Origin of the sequence: Roseburia amylophila (assembly GCF_025567465.1) — a bacterium.
Lineage (GTDB): Bacteria > Bacillota > Clostridia > Lachnospirales > Lachnospiraceae > Roseburia_C > Roseburia_C amylophila.
Genome location: NZ_JAOQKI010000006.1, coordinates 125,117 through 144,709 on the forward strand (window position 1 = coordinate 125,117; position 19,593 = coordinate 144,709).

The window sequence follows — 19,593 nt, forward strand, 5'->3', positions numbered from 1 at the left end:
AAAGTAAAAAAAGCTGTCGTTCACACGACAGCTCTTTGGTTCTTAGAAACTTCCAATATTCAGTACGATGGAAATTAACAGGAATAAGATTACCAGTACTCTGGTTACCTTTACCAACATTCCTTCCATAGAACGACCTTTATTCTTGCCCCAATAAGTATCAGCTGCTCCGCTGATTGCTCCGAGTCCTGCGGACTTACCTTCCTGAAGAAGAATAATTACTGTCAATGCGATACATATAATAATAAATACAACTGTTAAAACCGTTTTTAAAACTGCCACGAATGACACCTCCTGTGGATTTATAATACTCGTAACTTTGACAGTATATCATACACACGAACAAATTACAACCACTTATTTCGCATTTGTATTGAATTTTTGCTGAAATCTATTACGATTCTTCGATCCGAATCAGACGATTATATTTTGCCGTCCGCTCACCACGGCACGGTGCTCCGGTTTTAATCAGATCACTGCCAAGCCCTACTGACAAATCCGCTATGGTCGTATCCTCGGTCTCGCCGCTCCGGTGGGACATGATGGTCTCATAACCATGTTCTTTTGCCATGCGGATGGCTTCCATAGTTTCTGAGAGCGTTCCAATCTGGTTTGGCTTAATCAGAATCGCATTACCGCATCCCATGGAAATTCCTTTATTCAGGCGCACCGGATTCGTAACAAATAAATCATCGCCTACCAGAATCACTTTATCTCCCACTTTTTCTGTCAGACGTTTCCAGCCATCCCAATCCTCTTCGTCCAACGGGTCTTCAATGGAATAAATCGGGAAACGGCGAATCATCTTTTCCCAATGAACAATCAGTTCATCCGTGGTATAACGCTTGCCGGATTTTGGCAGATAATATTCTCCCGGAGCATTGCCTTTCCATTCACTGGCGGCTGCATCCAGAGAAATCATAAACTGCTTGCCTCTGCCACAGCTGTATCCTGCTTTGGTAATGGCTTCCATAATAAGCTGGATGGCTTCTTCCTCATTTGCAATATTCGGAGCAAAACCGCCTTCATCTCCCACTGCCACAGACAACCCACGGTTCTTTAATAATTTTTTCAAATGATGATAGACTTCTGCACACCAGCGGATTCCTTCCGTAATGCTGTCAGCACCAATTGGAAGTATCATAAATTCCTGAACATCCAGATTATTATCGGAATGTGCGCCGCCATTTAAAATATTCATCATCGGCACCGGAATCGTCACTGCATTTACGCCGCCCACATAGCGGTAAAGCGGCATCTGTAATGCTTTTGCCGCTGCTTTAGCACAGGCTAAAGACACACTTAAGATTGCATTGGCACCAAGGCTTCCTTTGTTTTCTGTTCCATCCAGTTCCAGCATCAGCGCATCTAGATTTTCCTGCCGCAATACGTTTCTGCCTATCAGTGCTTTTGCAATTCTTGTATTTACATTTTCTACCGCCTGCTGCACACCATTTCCACCATAACGCTCGCCGCCGTCTCTTAATTCAATGGCTTCAAATTCTCCGGTGCTGGCTCCGGAAGGTGCTGCCGCCCGGGCAGTCGACTTCTTTCCGGTTGTCTCTGTCTCCACAGTTACTTCTGTTTCTATTGTGGGATTTCCTCTGGAATCTAATATTTCTCTTGCATGAATTCGTGTAATCGTCATTTTTACAGCCATAAAAAAATCTCCTTTTGAAAATATTCTGAATTAATAGTTCAGTATCTCCAAAAGAAGATTTTTTATTCTTTCGAAATAATTCGATTATACGTTAATCTCGGCTGTCATACCAAGAATCTCTTTGTTGTCATCCAAAATCGGCTGTACCACATTCTTTAAGAAGGCATCTACCTGAATTGGTGCTCTTCCTACATATTTTGCAGGGTCCATATTCTGCTTCAGTTCTTCTAAGGTTGTATGGAATGCAGGTTCTGCTGCAATCAGCTCAAGAAGGTTGTTCTCTTTACCCTCCTGTTTTACATTTTTGCCTGCTTCCATGGAAAGTACACGAATCTTCTCATGTAATTCCTGACGGTCACCACCAGCTTTTACAGCATCCATCATAATATTTTCAGTTGCCATAAACGGAAGCTCGCTCATCATGTGTTTGTAAATAACTTTTTCATATACAACAAGTCCGTCTACTACATTTAAGCAAAGGTCTAAGATTCCGTCGATTGCAAGGAAGCCTTCCGGAATGGAAAGACGCTTGTTTGCAGAGTCATCAAGAGTTCTCTCAAACCACTGGGTTGCGGATGTAATTGCCGGGTTTAATGCATCAATCATGACATAGCGGGAAAGGGATGCAATACGCTCACTACGCATTGGGTTTCTCTTATATGCCATTGCAGAGGAACCAATCTGGCTCTTCTCAAACGGTTCTTCCACTTCTTTCAGGTGCTGCAGAAGACGGATGTCATTGGACATCTTATGTGCACTTGCTGCGATGCCTGCTAAAATGTTGGCAACTCTGGTATCTACTTTTCTGGAATAGGTCTGTCCGGATACTGCATAGCACTCCTTGAAGCCCATTTTCTGTGCAATCATCGGATCAATCTTATCGATGGTTTCCTGATCTCCGTCAAAAAGCTCCTGAAAGCTTGCCTGTGTTCCTGTGGTTCCCTTGGAACCTAAAAGTTTCAGGCTGCCTAATACATAATCTAAGTCTTCCAAATCCATAATAAATTCCTGACACCACAGTGTTGCACGTTTTCCAACGGTAGTTGGCTGTGCCGGCTGGAAATGGGTAAATGCCAGTGTCGGCTGATTCTTATATTTATCTGCAAATTTTGCCAGTTCTGCAATGACATTTACTAATTTCTTACGAACCAGTTTTAATGCCTCTGACATAATGATGATATCGGTATTATCTCCAACGTAGCAGGAGGTTGCTCCTAAATGGATGATTCCTTTTGCTTTCGGACACTGTACGCCGTAAGCATATACATGGGACATAACATCATGACGGACTTCTTTTTCTCTTGCCTTTGCCACATCATAGTTGATGTCATCCTTGTGTGCCTTTAATTCGTCAATCTGTTCCTGTGTAATATCAAGTCCAAGTTCTTTCTCGGTTTCTGCCAGTGCAATCCAAAGTCTTCTCCAGGTACGGAATTTCATATCCGGGGAAAAGATGTACTGCATTTCTTTGCTGGCATAACGCTCTGATAATGGGCTGTTATATCTATCGGTACTCATATGTGTGCTCCTTTTTCTTAAAATAATATAAATAAATTACACAGTGCTCCGCTCGGCTGTCCGATGCAGTCTGTTTCATGCAGGCATGAACATCCTGCCCGGCAACCGGATGACTGCTGTGTCAGTCTGCTTTATCGCTCATAGTCACCACGAATATCCTCTTTTGGCGGCTCCATCGGATATTTTCCGGTAAAGCATCCTTTACAGATTGGAAGTCCTCCTACCAGCTGCTCCAGACGCTCTATCTTTAAGTATCCCAAAGAATCTGCACCGATTATCTTCCGGATATCTTCGATGGTTCTGTTATAGGCAATCAACTGTTCCCGCTCCGGAATATCGGTTCCAAAATAACATGGCCATAAGAATGGCGGGGAACTGATTCTTACATGCACTTCTGTGGCACCGGCTTCTTTTAACATATTTACAATACGGTCAGATGTGGTTCCACGCACGATGGAATCGTCAATCATAATGATACGCTTGCCACGGACTGATTCTTCCAGTACATTTAATTTTACTCTTACGCTGGATTCTCTGCTGCTCTGCTTTGGTTTGATGAAGGTTCGTCCCACATAACCATTTTTTACAAAAGCAGTTCCATATGGAATTCCGGACTGCAGGGCATAACCCTGAGCTGCTGCATTTCCGGACTCCGGTACTCCTACTACCAGGTCTGCATCTACCGGTGAATCCATTGCAAGGAAACGTCCTGCCTGGATACGGGATGCATAAACGCTGACCCCGTCAATATGGCTGTCCGGTCTCGCAAAATATATGTATTCAAAAATACAACGTGCTTCCTGTTCTTTTGGAAGACACATAGTCATATCAGACTGAATACCGCCTTCCGGTGAAATTGTTACCACTTCTCCCGGCAATACGTCTCTGACATACTCTGCATCAATGGTCTCCAAGGCACAGGTCTCAGAAGTAATGATATAAGCATTGTCACGTTTTCCGATCACAAGGGGTTTGAAGCCATATGGGTCTCTTGCGCCAATCAGCTTACGAGGGCTGGCTACAACCAGAGCATAAGCTCCTTTTAACTTCTGGCAGGCTCTGCGTACTGCTTCCTCGGCTGTCTTGGAATTCAGACGCTCTCTTGCAATGTGGTAAGCAATTACCTCAGAATCAATGGTGGTCTGGAAAATTGCTCCGGTATATTCCAAATCTTTGCGAAGCTCCTTCGCATTGATGAGGTTTCCGTTGTGTGCCAATGCCAGCGTACCTTTTACATAATTCAATACCAGCGGTTGTGCATTCTCACGGGTGGAGGAACCTGCAGTGGAATAGCGGACATGACCGACTCCGATATCACCTTTCATTGCTTCTAACTGTTTTCCGGTAAATACTTCGTTTACCAGTCCCATATCTTTATAGGAAGTAACTTTTCCCTTCGGTCCGTTTGTCTCACTTACTGCAATACCACAGCTCTCCTGTCCTCTGTGCTGTAATGCAAACAGACCATAATAAATACTGGAAGCCACATCATTTCCGTCAAAATCATACATGCCGAAGACGCCACATTCTTCATGCAGTCCGTCCCATGGGCTTTCCTTTAATTCATTGTTATTCATAGGGTTCTCCTGACTATATTTTTAAGCAAATTTCTTACCGGTCAGTAATTCAAATGCTTCTTCGTATTTCTCAATTGTCTTCTTAATTACTTCATCCGGAAGGAGATAATCACTGTCTGGATTTGCTTTTAACCAGTCTCTTACAAACTGTTTGTCATAAGAAGGCTGTCCCTGTCCCGGTTTATATCCTTCTAATGGCCAGAAACGGGAGCTGTCCGGTGTCAGCATCTCATCACCTAAAACTACATTTCCATTCTCATCGAGACCAAATTCAAACTTGGTATCTGCAATGATGATTCCTTTGCTTAATGCGTATTCTGCACATTTCTTGTAAAGTGCGATGGTATATTCTTTAATCTTTTCTGCGTACTCAGCACCCTTGCCCGGGAATGCTTTCTCTAATACGTCAATACTCTGTTCAAAAGAAATATTCTCGTCATGGTCACCAATCTCAGCTTTGGTACTTGGTGTGTAAATCGGCTCAGGTAATTTATCGGATTCTACAAGTCCTTCCGGTAATTTGATTCCGCAGACGGTTCCGTTCTCTTTGTAGCTTGCCCAGCCACTTCCGGTAATATATCCACGAACAATACATTCGATTGGAATCATTTCCAGTTTCTTGCACATCATGCTGTTGCCATCATATTTCTCATTCTGGAAAAATTCCGGCATATCTTTTACATCAACGGAAAGCATATGGTTTGGCACGATATCCTTTGTAAAATCGAACCAGAATCTGGACATCTGTGTCAGAATTGCGCCCTTATTGGTAACCTTATTCTTTAAAATATGGTCAAACGCTGAAATTCTGTCTGTTGCAACAATGATAAGGCTTTCTCCATTATCATATACTTCTCTTACTTTTCCTTCTTTAAATGGTTTAAATTCCTGCATACTGCTTTTGTCCTCCATTTTATGCTTTCGCAAATTTTTGTTGTGATAAAAAACACTACTGGAAAATTATAATACAGTGCCTTTTAGAAAGTCAATGAATTTGGGCGAAGTGCGCCTTTTGCCCCATATAGAAAAATGAGCGAAATTTATTAGTTTTTTTGTCTAATATTTTCTATTTATAAGTATCATTAATATATGTGCTGGAAAATACTTATCTATAGCAAAAGATTCTGTACCTTACACTTGAGATACAGAATCTTTTTATTTACATGAGCACCGTGATAACTTGAGAAACTCGCAAAGCGTGTTTCTCGTAGTTTGCATTTCGCCCTTACGGTCTTATTTTTTGATTAACAAAGATTTCCCTGTCATTTCTTTTGGCTGTTCCATTCCCATCAGCTCGATTAATGTAGGAGCGATATCTGCAAGACATCCACCCTCTCTTAAACCGTATGCAGGGTCTGCATTTACCAGAATGAATGGTACCGGATTGGTAGTATGTGCTGTAAATGGTTCGCCTGTTTCATAATCGATTAACTGCTCTGCATTTCCGTGGTCTGCGCAGATGAACATTTGTCCGTCAACCTCTTTTAATGCTGCAACAGCTTTGCCTACGCACTCATCAACTGCTTCTACTGCCTTGATTGCTGCAGCCTGAACTCCGGTATGTCCAACCATATCCGGGTTAGCAAAGTTGATTATGATTACATCATATTTTTCAGATTTGATGGCATCTACTAATTTATCACATACTTCGTATGCACTCATTTCCGGTTTCAAATCATAGGTTGCTACCTTTGGAGATTTTACCAGAATTCTTTCTTCGCCTTTGTTTGGCTCCTCTACACCGCCGTTGAAGAAGAAGGTTACATGAGCATATTTCTCAGTCTCAGCGATTCTTGCCTGAGTCTTGCCATTGTCTGCAAGGAACTGTCCAAATGTATTGGTAAGTTCTACCTTGTGGAATGCAACAGTTTTGTTTGGAATGGTTCCATCGTATTCTGTGAAACATACATAAGTTACGTTCTTTCTTGCGCCTCTGTCAAATCCGTCGAACTCATCTGCACAGAATGCTCTGGTAATCTCTCTTGCACGGTCAGGACGGAAGTTAAAGAAGATAATGGTATCGTTATCCTGTACGGTTGCAGTTGGAGCACCATTTTTCATAATTACAGTCGGAACTACAAACTCATCTGTTACGTCTTTTGCATAAGATGCATCAATTGCTGCAACAGCGCTGTCTGCTGTCTCGCCAACACCTTCTGTAATTGCTTTATATGCTTTTTCTACACGATCCCAACGGTTGTCACGGTCCATTGCATAGTAACGTCCGTTGATGGTTGCGATTTCACCAACACCGATTTCTTTCATTTTTGCTTCCAGCTCTTCGATAAATCCTTTTCCGGAAGTAGGTGCTGTATCACGGCCGTCTAAGAAGCAGTGTACATATACTTTGTCTAAGCCTTCTTTTTTTGCCATTTCCAGAAGTCCGAATAAATGTGTAATGTGGCTGTGAACTCCACCATCGGATAATAATCCATATAAATGAAGTGCAGAACCGTTGTCTTTTACATTTTTCATGCCGGCAAGCAATGCTTCGTTTTTAAAGAAATCTCCATCTTCGATTTCTTTGGTAATTCTGGTTAATTCCTGGTATACAATTCTTCCTGCACCCATGTTCATATGTCCTACTTCGGAGTTACCCATCTGTCCGTCCGGAAGTCCTACGGCAAGTCCGCTGGCATTTCCTTTTACCCATGGATAATCTTTCATCAGTGCATCAATGTTTGGCTTGTTTGCCTGGGCTACTGCATTACCCTCAGTTTTGTCATTCAGACCAAAACCATCTAAAATCATCAATACGGTTGGTTTTTTACTCATGTTTTTTCCTCTTTTCTTTAAAATCTTCTATTGAAACGGATTACTCCGTTGCTGTCACATATCCATCATCATCTATGGTAATTCCCACGGAAAGGGATTCCATAAAATCAAAAATACGTCTTTTCTCACTTTCATCTGTCACCAGTGAGGTCTTGTAATTCTTCTGTATACACGGCAGAAACCGGAAATCAATAGTTCCGTCATCCCGGATGATTACCTGGGATAAACCGGTATCTAATGTTGAAGCCGAAAACCAGAAATTGCCAAGGCTATAGATAATCGGCACGCCATCCATATATTCCATGCCCTGCAGGCAATGGGTATGTCCGCCGATAATGACATCCACACCGGCTTCCACAAACTGTTTTGCAAGAGCCACCTGGTCGGAACCAAAATAGTTATTTCCTTCTGTTCCCCAGTGTACAAAAGCAATCACATAATCGCTGTTGTCTCTTGCTTCTTCTATTACTTTCAGAAACTTGTCCGGATTTAAGGTCTTTAACACGCCCGGTGTCGTCTCAGTTGCTTCCTTCGTATAATTTAAAGAACGTTCAATCTGTGTAGCTGATACAATTGCTATTTTCTTTCCATTTGCCACAAAATATACCGGACGCATGGCATCCTTTAAATCTTTTCCTGCTCCTACATACGGAATTCCTGCCTCTTCCAGTGTATCTATGGTATCAATCAATGCAGCTTCGCCATAGTCATAGACATGATTATTGGCAAGACTGACAATATCTGTTCCAAATGTTTCTAACAAGTCAACACGCTTTGGATCTGCCCGGAAAGTATAATCCTTACCAGCTAAAGGTTCCCCTCTTGTACTGTAGGTGAACTCATTGTTTATCATCATAATGTCTGCATGATTCATTTCCTGCAATAAATCTTTGGAAAAGCAGTCATTGATTCCATTTGGCTGTCCATCCATGTGTTCCGTTGTGCCCCAGCCTTCTGCAAAATTAATATCGCCGGTAAAATCCAGCACAACCTCATCCTCAGAGCTGCATGTCTTCCAGTAAACCTGCTGCAAATCCTCTTCATTCATGCCGGTGTCCTGACAATAAAGAAGCCACAGCACATGTATGGAATTTCCGGTCTCTTCGTACCAGACATTTACATTCTGGTCTTCCTGAGACTCCTGTGCAATATTTAATACTGCTTCTTTTCCATAATTGGCATAAACCCAGTTTAAGAAACTTTCGTCAATCCGATAATCCCCGATAAATTCTTTGCTGCAGGAATCCAGCAGTGCTTCGTATGCATCATCCAAATCTTCTATCACCAGCTTCTTCGTCTCTGTAGAGACTTCTTCTGTTTCCGTCACTACATATTCTATTTTCTCGCTGCTTTCCGGTTCTGCATTTACCTGCGCTTTCCTGTCACATCCACTGCAAACCATTCCAAACAACAATATTCCTATCCCTGCCATCCGCAAAGCTTTTCTTCTCAAATCGGTATCCTCGCTCAACTCCTCTTTCGTCTCTTGTGTCCTGCTTTATTGCCGATAACATTATACACTATCTTTCTTTTTCTAACAATCCTTATTTTGCAAGCGTATTCTGTTATATCAAACCTCATCATTTAACATTTCTTCTAAGGTATGCCAGCCTAATACAGCGCACTTTACTCTTGCCGGCATATGGGAAATATCCTTTAATGCCGAAGCTTCTTCCAGCTCGTCAATCTCTTCATCCGAAGCTTCTCCTTTTATCATTTTTAAGAATAATTCTCCTAAATGCAGCGCTTCCTCTTTCTTCTTTCCGACAATCATGCCCAGCATAATATCGGCAGATGCCTGGGAAATAGCACAGCCATCTCCTACAAATGCACCGTCTACGATTTCATCACCATCTAATTTTAACTTCAAAAAAATATCATCCCCGCAGTTTGGATTCACGCCCTCTAATACCAGGTCGGCATCCGGAAGGTCATGCTTGAACTCCGGGTGAATATTGTGTTCGGTAAGGATTTCATTATAAAAACTTCTACTCTCCATATCCCATTCTCCTTCTGACTCCTGCTACGCTTTTTACCAGCGCATCGACTTCTTCTTCTGTATTGTAGAACATCAGGCTTGCTCTTGTAGCGGAGCGGACGCCCAGATACTCTAACAATGGCTGTGCACAATGATGACCTGCCCGGACAGCCACACCATCGGATTCCAATACTGCACTGACATCATGCGGATGCACGTCTTCAATGGTAAATGTCAGGATTCCGGTATGTTCTTCTGCCAGTTCCGAACCCAGCACATGAACCTTCGGAATTGCTTTCAGTCCTTCCAAGGCTCTTTTCGTAAGTGTAAGTTCACGCTCCTGCATGGTTTCAAAACCGATTTTGTTAATATAATCAATGGCGGCAGCCAGTCCCACTGCGCCTGCTGCATTGACGGTTCCTGCTTCAAACTTATGCGGAAGCTCTGCATATTTTGCACCGTCTCTTGTTACAGAATCTATCATTTCTCCGCCGGTAAGGAATGGTGGCATTGCCTTTAAAAGTTTTTTCTTTCCATATAAGACACCGATTCCCATCGGTCCCATTAACTTGTGACCGGAAAATGCCAGAAAATCCACATCCAGCTTCTGCACATCAATTGGCATATGCGGGGAACTCTGGGCTGCATCCAGCACGACTACTGCATTGCTCTTTCTTGCTCTTCGCACAATTTCCTCTACCGGAGTCGGACGTCCCAGCACATTGGATACTTGTGTGATTGCCACCAGTCTTGTTTTATCGGAGAAAGCTTCGTCTAGCTTTGCTTCGCTTAAACTACCATCCTTTTCACATTCCAGATAAATAAGCTTTGCGCCGGTCTGTCTTGCCACCATCTGCCACGGCAACATATTGCTATGATGTTCCATAATGGAAACCACAATTTCGTCCTCTGGACAAAGATTATTTAAGCCATAACTGTACGCTACTAAATTCAGGCTCTCTGTGGTATTTCTGGTAAGTATAATTTCTGTCTCAGATGCAGCATGGATAAAATGCTGAACTGTTTTTCTCGCTGCCTCATAAGCATCGGTTGCTTCCAGACTCAAAGGATAGAATCCACGCAACGGATTGGCATTATGTTTTTCATAAAATTCCTTTTCCGCTTCAATGACGCATGCCGGCTTCTGTGCGGTTGCCGCATTGTCAAGATAGATGACATCCCGGTCTTTAAAAAGAGGAAAATCCTTCTTAAAATCGTACATTCTAAATCACCTCTTCCAGCGCTTCCTTCGCAATTTTTTCTGCTGCTTCATCCTTCATCAAATCACAGATATGCTCCAATTTTGCACCTGTCACAATACGTTCTGCAGCTTCCTTATCAATACCTCTTGCTCCAAAATAGAACATGGTATCTTCATCTAATTCTCCAATGGTTGCTCCGTGATTTCCTTTTACGTCTTCCTGTGCACATAAAATCAGCGGAATGGTCTTATTTTCCACATCATCACCCAGCAGAAGTACGCTTTCCTCTTCCTGTCCTTCTGCGCCGGAGGAACCACGTTTGAAATCAATGGTTCCGCGGAAAACCTTATGTGCCTGTCCGCGAAGAGCTCCGTCAGAGTTGATATAGCTCATGGTTTTCTCGCCAAAATGATTGGCTACCATATTATAGTCTAAAATCTGCTGCGCCTGACCAAGATATCCGGTCTCTGTGGCAAAATTACTTTCTTTTCCATTCAAATCCATGCGGCATCCGGAATAGAGATTCCCTTTTCCAAGGAACAACTGGATATATTCTACCTTTGCTCCTTCGCCAATTAAATTACCGCCTATATCACTTAATAAAGTCTCATGCTCCTGCGGCATCTGAACCTGAACTAATCTTACAGATGCACCGCTCTCGACTTTCATCCTGACACGGACTGCCAGAGATGCTTCTGCGGTACTGTCTTCCTCTTTTGTGGCATCCGGAGCCACACGGCTGTCCATCACAACAGTAAGTGTACTGTTTTCTTTTGCAACTATCTCTACACAGCCTGCCGTATGTGCATCTTTTTTACCGGAAATGTGCAGTCTTACGGTTTTATCCTGTCCTGCATTATCTGCAAGAATCTGATATTTTGCAGTATTTTCTGTTGCAAAGATTGCATCTGCTTCTCTTCCGGCACCGGTTTCAATGTCCGAAAGCTGCTCTGTTTCAGTAGCTACTGCATCTCCCTCTGCTGCAATCTCACAGGGTTCTATCTTATTGCTCCATTTTATCGGAGTTTCATTTACCTTCAGCCAGTTCCAGGTAGGAGAAGGCAATTCATTGATTTTCATACTTACATTTTGTTCCATGCTCTTTCCACATCCCTTCTGCTATCCTATGCTGCCCTTCATCTCAAGGCGAATCAAATTGTTCATTTCCAGTGCGTACTCTAAAGGCAGTTCCTTGGAAACATTATCCGCAAATCCGCTGACGATGCAGGCTCTTGCGTCCTCTTCGCTCATGCCTCTTGACATCAGATAAAAAATTGCTTCATCACTGATGCTTCCAATCTGGGCTTCATGTCCCACATTAGCATCCTTGGTACGGATGTCCATTGCCGGAATGGTATCGGAACGGGACTCAGAATCTAACATCAGAGACTGACAGGATACTGCTGACTTCGTGCCTTTCGCTTCCTTCGTTACCACAACGGAACTACGGAAAGTACTGATACCACCATCCTTGGAAATGGAACGAGTATTCATATAGGAGCTGGTGTCCGGTGCGCAGTGTACCACTTTGGCTCCGGTATCAAGGTTCTGTCCTTTTCCTGCAAAAGTTACACCGGTAAATTCCATGCGGGCGCCCTTTCCTTTTAAGACGCTCATCGGATACAGATAAGATACATGGGAACCGAAGGAACCGGATACCCATTCAATGGTTCCGCCCTCTTCTACCAGTGCCCGCTTGGTATTTAAGTTATACATATTCTTTGACCAGTTCTCGATGGTGGAATAACGAAGTTTTGCATTCTTGCCAACATACAATTCCACGCATCCTGCATGCAGATTGGCTACGTTATATTTTGGTGCGGAACATCCTTCGATGAAATGAAGGGATGCTCCCTCATCTACGATAATCAGTGTGTGTTCAAACTGCCCGGCACCTTTGGCATTCAGTCTGAAATAGGACTGCAGCGGAATCTCTACGTCCACACCCTTTGGCACATAAACGAAAGAACCGCCGGACCAGACTGCACCGTGCAGTGCTGCAAATTTGTGGTCATTTGGTTTTACCAGCTTCATAAAGTGCTTCTGTATCATATCTGCATATTCGCCATGCATTGCACTTTCCAAATCCGTATAAATAACGCCCTGTGCGGCAACTTCTTCTCTTACATTATGATAAACCAGTTCGGAATCATACTGTGCGCCAACACCTGCCAGTGACTTTCTCTCTGCCTGTGGAATTCCAAGACGTTCAAAGGTATCTTTAATGTCCTTTGGCACCTCAGACCATTTTCCCTTCATCTTTGTGTTTGGGCGGACATAGGTTACGATATGGTCCATGTCCAGTCCTTCAATCGATGGTCCCCAGTCTGGCACTTCCATTTCATTGTAAATCTGTAAAGACTGTAAACGGAAATTCTGCATCCAGACAGGGTCATTTTTCTCTTTTGATATCTGCTCTACGATTTTAGGAGTAAGACCTTCTTTCAGCTTATAAGCATCCTTCTCATCGTCCCGGATATCATATATGCTTCTGTCGATATCTTCTACATAGCTTTTCTCTTCCATTCCTTACACTCCTTACTCGTATTTTGCAAAACCATTCTCGTTTACTTCATTAATCAGGGATGCATCTGCGGTCTTAACAATGTGTCCTTCCACCATGATGTGTGTGTAATCTACGTGTAATGCCTCTAAAATCTTGGTGCTGTGTGTAATAATCAAAAGGCTTCCCTTACTGCTCTTCTGGTATTCTTCGATTCCTTTTGATACGGTTCTTACCGCATCTACATCCAGCCCGGAATCGGTTTCATCCAGAATCGCAAGCTCCGGCTTTAACATCAACATCTGTAAAATTTCAGCTTTCTTTTTTTCGCCGCCGGAAAATCCTACATTCAAATCACGTTCTGCATAAGACGGATCCATCTGTAAAAGTTCCATTTTCTCTGCCAGTTCTTTCTTAAAATCATAGAAACGGACTCTCTTTCCAGTCTTCTGTTCCAATGCACTACGGATAAAGGAACTTAAGGTAACGCCCGGTACTTCCAGTGGGTTCTGGAAAGATAAGAACATGCCGCTCTTTGCGCGTTCATTCACCGGCTCTCCGGTAATATTTTTTCCCTGGAAAAAGATTTCTCCGCTTTCTACCTGATAACGTGGGTTTCCAACCAGTGTATAACCCAGTGTGGATTTACCGGTTCCGTTTGGTCCCATCAGTACATGTGTCTCATGTTTTCCTATTTCAAGATTTACGTCATGTAAAATATGTTTTTCTTCTACACTGACATTCAGATTTTTAACCTCTAAAAGTAGTTCTTTGCTCATTTTTCTTCCTCCTGCATCTATTGTTTCTTCTTCGCTGCTTTCTTCTCCGCTTCCTGCTTCGACTGCAGAACATCCGCCAGCGTCATTTCATCAAAATATTTATCTATCAAATCTGCCAGTCCCTTCCAGATTGGAAGTGTACAGCAGGAATCTGATTTTTCACATGGCTCCTGGTCTTCTCTTAAGCAGGATACCGGTGCAAGCGTTCCTTCTGTCAGCCGCAGGATATCACCAACCCTGTATTCTTCCGGTTTCCGGTTCAGACGATAACCGCCCTTCTTGCCGCTGACTCCTTCTATCATATGTCCCTTGGAAAGAATGGTCGAAATGCTCTCTAAATATTTCTGGGAAATATTCAGTTTCTCGGCAATTCCTTTTAACGGAATATATTCTTCCGCATCATGCTCCGACAGCTCGACCATGACCTTTAATGCATACCTTCCTTTGGTTGAAATCATGCTCTGCATTCCTCCTTTTCTGGTTCATTCGCATCATATACCCATTCGCCTACTATGTCAATGGGTGAATCAGTTTTCGTTTGTTCTTTTCGGGAAACAAAGAAAACGTCACCAAATGCATTTCACCGGTAAATTTTACCAATGCCATAATGCATTTCGTGACGTTTCTTATGAAAATATTCTATTTTCCGAAAAGCTTATTTATTGTAATTTACAATCTTTCCGAAGTCAGCCTTTAAGGAAGCTCCTCCTACCAGACCACCATCGATATCAGCTTTTGCGAACAGCTCTGCTGCATTTCCTGCATTTACAGATCCGCCGTACTGGATACGGATAGACTCAGCTGTTGCTTCATCATATACTTCACGGATGCAGGCACGGATTGCGCCACAAACTTCTTCTGCCTGATCAGAAGTAGCTGTTTCACCGGTTCCGATTGCCCAGATTGGCTCGTAAGCAATAACTGCTGTTGCAGCCTGCTCTGCTGTTACGTTCTGGAATGCAATCTTAATCTGCATACGGATCCAGTCAAGGTAGATACCCTGTTTTCTCTGTGTTAAAGTCTCTCCACAGCAGATGATTGGTGTAATACCATGTTCGAAAGCTTTTAATACTTTCTTATTTACAGTCTCATCTGTCTCTGCGAAGTATTCTCTTCTCTCAGAATGTCCTAATACAACGTATTTTACGCCAGCGTCTGTAAGCATTGCCGGAGAGATTTCTCCTGTGTATGCTCCGCTCTCTTCAAAATACATGTTCTCTGCACCGATGCAGATGTTAGAACCTTTTGCTGCTTCCATTGCTGGAATAATATCAATTGCTGGTACGCAGAATACTACATCTACGTCTTCGTTTGCTACTAATGGTTTTAATTCATTTACCAGTGCAACTGCCTCGCTAGGAGTTTTGTTCATTTTCCAGTTGCCGGCAATAATTTTCTTTCTTGCCATTTTAAAATGTCCTTCTTTCTTAAATATATAAGCGTTTGCCTGCATACAGGCATGTGCTTTGATTACTTATTTATCGTTTGCTGCTGCAACGCCTGGAAGCTCTTTACCCTCTAAGAACTCTAAGGATGCTCCACCACCTGTTGAGATGTGGCTCATCTTGTCACCGAATCCAAGCTGGTTAACTGCTGCTGCAGAATCTCCACCACCGATAATGGTTGTTGCATCTGTATCAGCTAAAGCTTTTGCTACAGCGATAGTACCTGCTGCAAGAGTTGGGTTCTCGAAGACACCCATAGGTCCGTTCCAAACAACAGTCTTAGCAGTCTTAACAGCATCTGCGAAAAGTGTCTGTGTCTTAGGTCCGATATCACAGCCTTCTCTGTCTGCCGGCATCTTGTCTGCATCATAAGTTTCTACTTCAACTGGAGCATCGATAGGATTTGGGAAATCTTTGATTGTTACAGCATCTACCGGAAGAAGAAGTTTCTTTCCAAGTTTCTCTGCCTTCGCCATCATTTCTTTACAATAATCGATCTTAGTATCATCTACTAAAGAGATTCCGATTTCATATCCTTTTGCTTTTAAGAATGTGTAAGCCATACCACCACCGATGATTAAGGTATCACATTTCTCAAGTAAGTTGTTGATTACATTTAATTTATCAGCAACTTTTGCACCACCAAGAATTGCAACGAATGGTCTTACCGGATTCTCTACTGCATTTCCAAGGAAGTCGATTTCTTTCTGCATTAAGTATCCAACTACTGCAGTGTCAACTAACTGTGCAACACCTACGTTAGAACAATGTGCTCTGTGAGCTGTTCCGAATGCATCATTTACAAATACATCACAGATAGAAGCAAGGTCTTTAGAGAAAGCTTCTCCGTTCTTTGTCTCTTCTGGTCTGAAACGTGTATTCTCAAGTAAGATAACATCGCCATCGTTCATAGCTGCTACTGCTGCTCTTACGTTCTCACCAACAACTTCAGGGTCAACAACGAATTTAACTTCCTGTCCTAATAACTCTGTAAGTCTTGCTGCTACTGGTGCAAGAGTTTTGGTCTGTTTGTCTTCTTCTGTTTTTACTTTTCCTAAATGGGAGCAAAGGATAACCTTTCCACCATCAGCGATTAATTTCTTGATTGTAGGAAGCGCTGCAACCAGACGGTTCTCGTCTGTAATCTTTCCTTCTTTTAATGGTACGTTGAAATCACATCTGCAAAGAACGCGAAGTCCTTTTACATTAATATCATCTATAGATTTTTTATTTAATGACATATTAAGTAGTCTCCTTTAAATTTTATTTCTAATAGCAAGAAAGAGCCCGGTCCTAAAAGACCGGACCCTTTTCCTGAGTCTTATCTGCACTCTGGCAGCCTGTCGCTTAAAAAAGTAGTCTACCGTGCAGTGATTGTTCGTTAAACTACGGGAAACACGCTTTGCGGGTTTCTCTCGTAAATTATGCTAACTCGCTGAAGTATTTGATTGTACGAACCATCTGAGATGTGTAGCTGTTCTCGTTATCATACCAAGAAACAACCTGTACTTCGTACAGATCATCAGATACCTGGTTAACCATGGTCTGTGTTGCATCGAACAGAGAACCGAATCTCATTCCAACGATATCAGAAGATACGATTTCGTCTTCATTGTATCCGAAGGACTCATTAGCTGCTGCTTTCATAGCTGCATTGATATCTTCTTTTGTAACGCCAGCTTTCTTAACAACTGCTGTTAAGATTGTTGTAGATCCTGTAGGGGTTGGAACACGCTGAGCAGATCCGATTAATTTTCCGTTCAGTTCTGGGATAACAAGTCCGATAGCTTTTGCTGCACCAGTGCTGTTTGGAACGATGTTAACTGCTGCCGCACGAGATCTTCTTAAATCACCTTTTCTCTGTGGTCCATCAAGAGTCATCTGATCACCTGTGTAAGCATGGATTGTTACCATGATACCAGACTGGATTGGAGCATATTTATTTAATGCATCAGCCATAGGTGCTAAGCAGTTTGTTGTACAAGAAGCTGCTGAAATGATTGTATCAGATGCTTTTAATGTCTCATGGTTTGTGTTGTATACGATTGTAGGAAGGTCATTACCTGCTGGAGCAGAAATAACAACTTTACGAGCACCTGCATTGATGTGTGCCTGTGCTTTTTCTTTGCTTGTATAGAAACCTGAACACTCTAATACAACGTCAACTTTTAATTCACCCCATGGGCAGTTGTTTGCATCTGGGAATGCATAGATTTTGATTTCTTTTCCACATACGATGATAGAATCATCTGTGCAGGATACTTCATCAGCATGCTCATATTTACCCTGAGAAGAATCATATTTTAACAAGTGTGCTAACATTTTAGGGCTTGTTAAATCGTTGATTGCTACTACTTCGTATCCTTCAGCACCAAACATCTGTCTGAATGCCAGACGACCAATACGGCCGAATCCATTAATTGCTACTCTTACTGCCATTATTAATTCCTCCTAGAAATTTAATATAAAATATCTTTATTTGGGATTGTACCCAATCTGGTATTATTCTAACCAATTTTTGTCGAAAGTTCAAGTAGTTCCCATCACTTTGTTAATTTTTTCACTATTTTTATTTCTTCTTTCTCATTTTCAAACAAATGTTACAATAGCTTTTCCATTTTTCATACTGTCTTTTGACAGATTGTCAAATTTCTATTATAGTATTCTGTGTATTATATACAAAGATTTTACTATACTTGTGAAAATGTAACATTTTTCTTAGTAGAAATGTGTAAACACCGGGTAAGGTTTGTGCAATATGTAGGCGAAGGGAATGGGAAAGCTTCTTCCCGAAAACACTGGAACAGTTATGATGTGAGAATCCGCAGCACTTCACGGGCAGTATTTTTCTTGAAATTAGGCTGTCTTTCCGGCTGCTTTGACCATATACTGCTTTTGTCTGCCAGCAGCGGATACCACACTTTGTCTGAAGGGACTCTAAGAGTCCCTAACAGACGCTGTTCACGGTATCCGCACGCCGGCAGACAAAATGCAGTATACTGTCAAACATTGGAAAGACTGCTTATTATAAAAGAAAGAAAAATACTGCAGGTTGAAGTGCCGGCTTCTTACATACAAACGTTCCGGTGCTTTTGGGAAGAAGCTTTCTCATCCAGTTCCCCACCTGCACAACCTTACCCGCCATACACCCCACAGAAAGGAGTACACTATGCTTTGGGACACACATATGCACACTGCTTTTTCTACCGACAGTGAGGCCTCACCGGAATCCATGATTAAAGCCTCTATCGAACTGGGACTTGGCGGAATCTGCATTACCGACCATATGGATTATGATTATCCAAAAGAACATCCGGAGGATGAACCGGAATTTATCTTAGACACTCCGGTCTACTTCCCAACTATCCAGAAGCTGGGACAGCAATACAAAGATAAAATAAAGGTGCTGACCGGCATTGAGCTTGGATTGCAGCCTCATCTTGCAGCGAAACATCAGGAACTGATAGGCCGATATGACTTTGATTTTGTCATCGGCTCTTCCCATGTAATCCACGGCAAAGACCCTTACTACTCCCGCTTTTTTGAAGGAAAAACCGAACAGCAGGCTTACCAGGAATATTTTGAATCTATCCTGGAAAATCTTGCGGTATTTGATAATTTTGATGTATATGGACATATCGATTATGTGGTACGCTACGGTCCAAACCGGAACCTTGAATATTCTTATCAGAAATATGCCGATGTCATTGATGCGATTTTAGAAAAGCTCATTGATATGGGAAAAGGAATTGAAATCAATACCGGTGGTTTCAAATATGGTCTGGGACATCCGAATCCAACAGAAGATATTATAAAACGTTATCACGAACTAGGCGGTGAAATCATTACCATCGGTGCCGATGCCCACAAACCGGAGCATGTTGCATTTGATTTTGCAAAAGTACCGGATATTTTAAAGGCCGCAGGCTTTCAGTATTTTACTGTATTCGAAAAGAGAAAACCGGCTTTTCTTCCGTTGTAAACTATGGGAATCACGCTTTACGAATTTCTCATCTTATTGCGGTGTTCACCAAATCTGTATGCAGGCATGCAATTTTTCCTGTGTATGTAAAAGTAACGGCGCGGTTCGTCAACTACAGAGACAACATAAATACAGTAAAGGGCACTAAGAATTTCGATGAATATAGAATAAGTT

At 42.3% G+C, this 19,593-nt stretch carries 17 protein-coding genes; 1 reads left to right on the forward strand and 16 read right to left on the reverse strand.

Translation table 11 applies throughout. The annotated features are described in order from the left end of the window. Positions 1 to 42: 42 nt before the first annotated feature. The 16 genes from secG to gap all read right to left on the reverse strand — a co-directional run bounded on the left by secG (position 43) and on the right by gap (position 17,876). Positions 43 to 282, reverse strand: a complete 240-nt coding sequence (secG, locus tag OCV43_RS05390; RefSeq protein WP_022242390.1) for a preprotein translocase subunit SecG — start codon at positions 280 to 282, stop codon at positions 43 to 45. Positions 283 to 394: 112 nt separating this feature from the next. After that, complete coding sequence (gene eno, locus OCV43_RS05395; RefSeq protein ID WP_022242391.1) at positions 395 to 1,660, reverse strand: phosphopyruvate hydratase; 1,266 nt, start codon at positions 1,658 to 1,660, stop codon at positions 395 to 397. Positions 1,661 to 1,744: 84 nt separating this feature from the next. Next, positions 1,745 to 3,178 (reverse strand): adenylosuccinate lyase, encoded by a 1,434-nt coding sequence (gene purB, locus OCV43_RS05400; protein WP_022242392.1) that lies wholly within the window; start codon positions 3,176 to 3,178, stop codon positions 1,745 to 1,747. 131 nt (positions 3,179 to 3,309) lie between these two features. After that, positions 3,310 to 4,755 carry an amidophosphoribosyltransferase gene (gene purF / locus OCV43_RS05405; protein ID WP_117946738.1) on the reverse strand — a complete coding sequence of 482 codons (1,446 nt, stop codon included), beginning with the start codon at positions 4,753 to 4,755 and terminating at the stop codon, positions 3,310 to 3,312. Positions 4,756 to 4,776: 21 nt separating this feature from the next. Beyond that, complete coding sequence (locus tag OCV43_RS05410) at positions 4,777 to 5,649, reverse strand: phosphoribosylaminoimidazolesuccinocarboxamide synthase (protein WP_022242394.1); 873 nt, start codon at positions 5,647 to 5,649, stop codon at positions 4,777 to 4,779. Positions 5,650 to 5,988: 339 nt separating this feature from the next. Then, on the reverse strand, positions 5,989 to 7,530 hold the full coding sequence (gene gpmI, locus OCV43_RS05415) for a 2,3-bisphosphoglycerate-independent phosphoglycerate mutase (RefSeq protein ID WP_117840785.1): 1,542 nt from the start codon (positions 7,528 to 7,530) through the stop codon (positions 5,989 to 5,991). 40 nt (positions 7,531 to 7,570) lie between these two features. Continuing rightward, on the reverse strand, positions 7,571 to 9,001 hold the full coding sequence (locus OCV43_RS05420) for a CapA family protein (RefSeq protein ID WP_262623588.1): 1,431 nt from the start codon (positions 8,999 to 9,001) through the stop codon (positions 7,571 to 7,573). A gap of 99 nt (positions 9,002 to 9,100) precedes the next feature. Then, complete coding sequence (gene sufU / locus OCV43_RS05425; RefSeq protein ID WP_022242397.1) at positions 9,101 to 9,529, reverse strand: Fe-S cluster assembly sulfur transfer protein SufU; 429 nt, start codon at positions 9,527 to 9,529, stop codon at positions 9,101 to 9,103. Further along, positions 9,519 to 10,730: an aminotransferase class V-fold PLP-dependent enzyme gene (locus OCV43_RS05430; protein ID WP_262623589.1), complete on the reverse strand. Its 1,212-nt coding sequence runs from the start codon at positions 10,728 to 10,730 to the stop codon at positions 9,519 to 9,521. Before OCV43_RS05430 ends, sufU begins: the two co-directional genes overlap by 11 nt. Position 10,731: 1 nt before the next feature. Then, on the reverse strand, positions 10,732 to 11,808 hold the full coding sequence (locus OCV43_RS05435; protein ID WP_262623590.1) for a SufB/SufD family protein: 1,077 nt from the start codon (positions 11,806 to 11,808) through the stop codon (positions 10,732 to 10,734). Positions 11,809 to 11,829: 21 nt separating this feature from the next. After that, positions 11,830 to 13,236 carry a Fe-S cluster assembly protein SufB gene (sufB, locus tag OCV43_RS05440; protein WP_262623591.1) on the reverse strand — a complete coding sequence of 469 codons (1,407 nt, stop codon included), beginning with the start codon at positions 13,234 to 13,236 and terminating at the stop codon, positions 11,830 to 11,832. A 12-nt stretch (positions 13,237 to 13,248) separates the two neighbouring features. Further along, positions 13,249 to 13,992, reverse strand: a complete 744-nt coding sequence (sufC, locus tag OCV43_RS05445; RefSeq protein ID WP_262623592.1) for a Fe-S cluster assembly ATPase SufC — start codon at positions 13,990 to 13,992, stop codon at positions 13,249 to 13,251. Between the two features lie 17 nt (positions 13,993 to 14,009). Then, positions 14,010 to 14,450: an RrF2 family transcriptional regulator gene (locus OCV43_RS05450; protein ID WP_262623593.1), complete on the reverse strand. Its 441-nt coding sequence runs from the start codon at positions 14,448 to 14,450 to the stop codon at positions 14,010 to 14,012. A 197-nt stretch (positions 14,451 to 14,647) separates the two neighbouring features. Further along, the gene (gene tpiA, locus OCV43_RS05455; RefSeq protein ID WP_022242403.1) at positions 14,648 to 15,400 is read right to left on the reverse strand and encodes a triose-phosphate isomerase; all 753 of its coding nucleotides are present in this window, start codon (positions 15,398 to 15,400) and stop codon (positions 14,648 to 14,650) included. A gap of 66 nt (positions 15,401 to 15,466) precedes the next feature. Further along, positions 15,467 to 16,678 carry a phosphoglycerate kinase gene (locus OCV43_RS05460; protein WP_022242404.1) on the reverse strand — a complete coding sequence of 404 codons (1,212 nt, stop codon included), beginning with the start codon at positions 16,676 to 16,678 and terminating at the stop codon, positions 15,467 to 15,469. 181 nt (positions 16,679 to 16,859) lie between these two features. Then, entirely contained in the window at positions 16,860 to 17,876 is a 1,017-nt protein-coding gene (gene gap, locus OCV43_RS05465; RefSeq protein WP_022242405.1) for a type I glyceraldehyde-3-phosphate dehydrogenase, read from the reverse strand. Between the two features lie 730 nt (positions 17,877 to 18,606). Between gap and OCV43_RS05470 the strand changes: the two genes are divergently transcribed. Beyond that, entirely contained in the window at positions 18,607 to 19,419 is an 813-nt protein-coding gene (locus tag OCV43_RS05470) for a histidinol-phosphatase HisJ family protein (protein ID WP_262623594.1), read from the forward strand. Positions 19,420 to 19,593 lie beyond the last annotated feature (174 nt).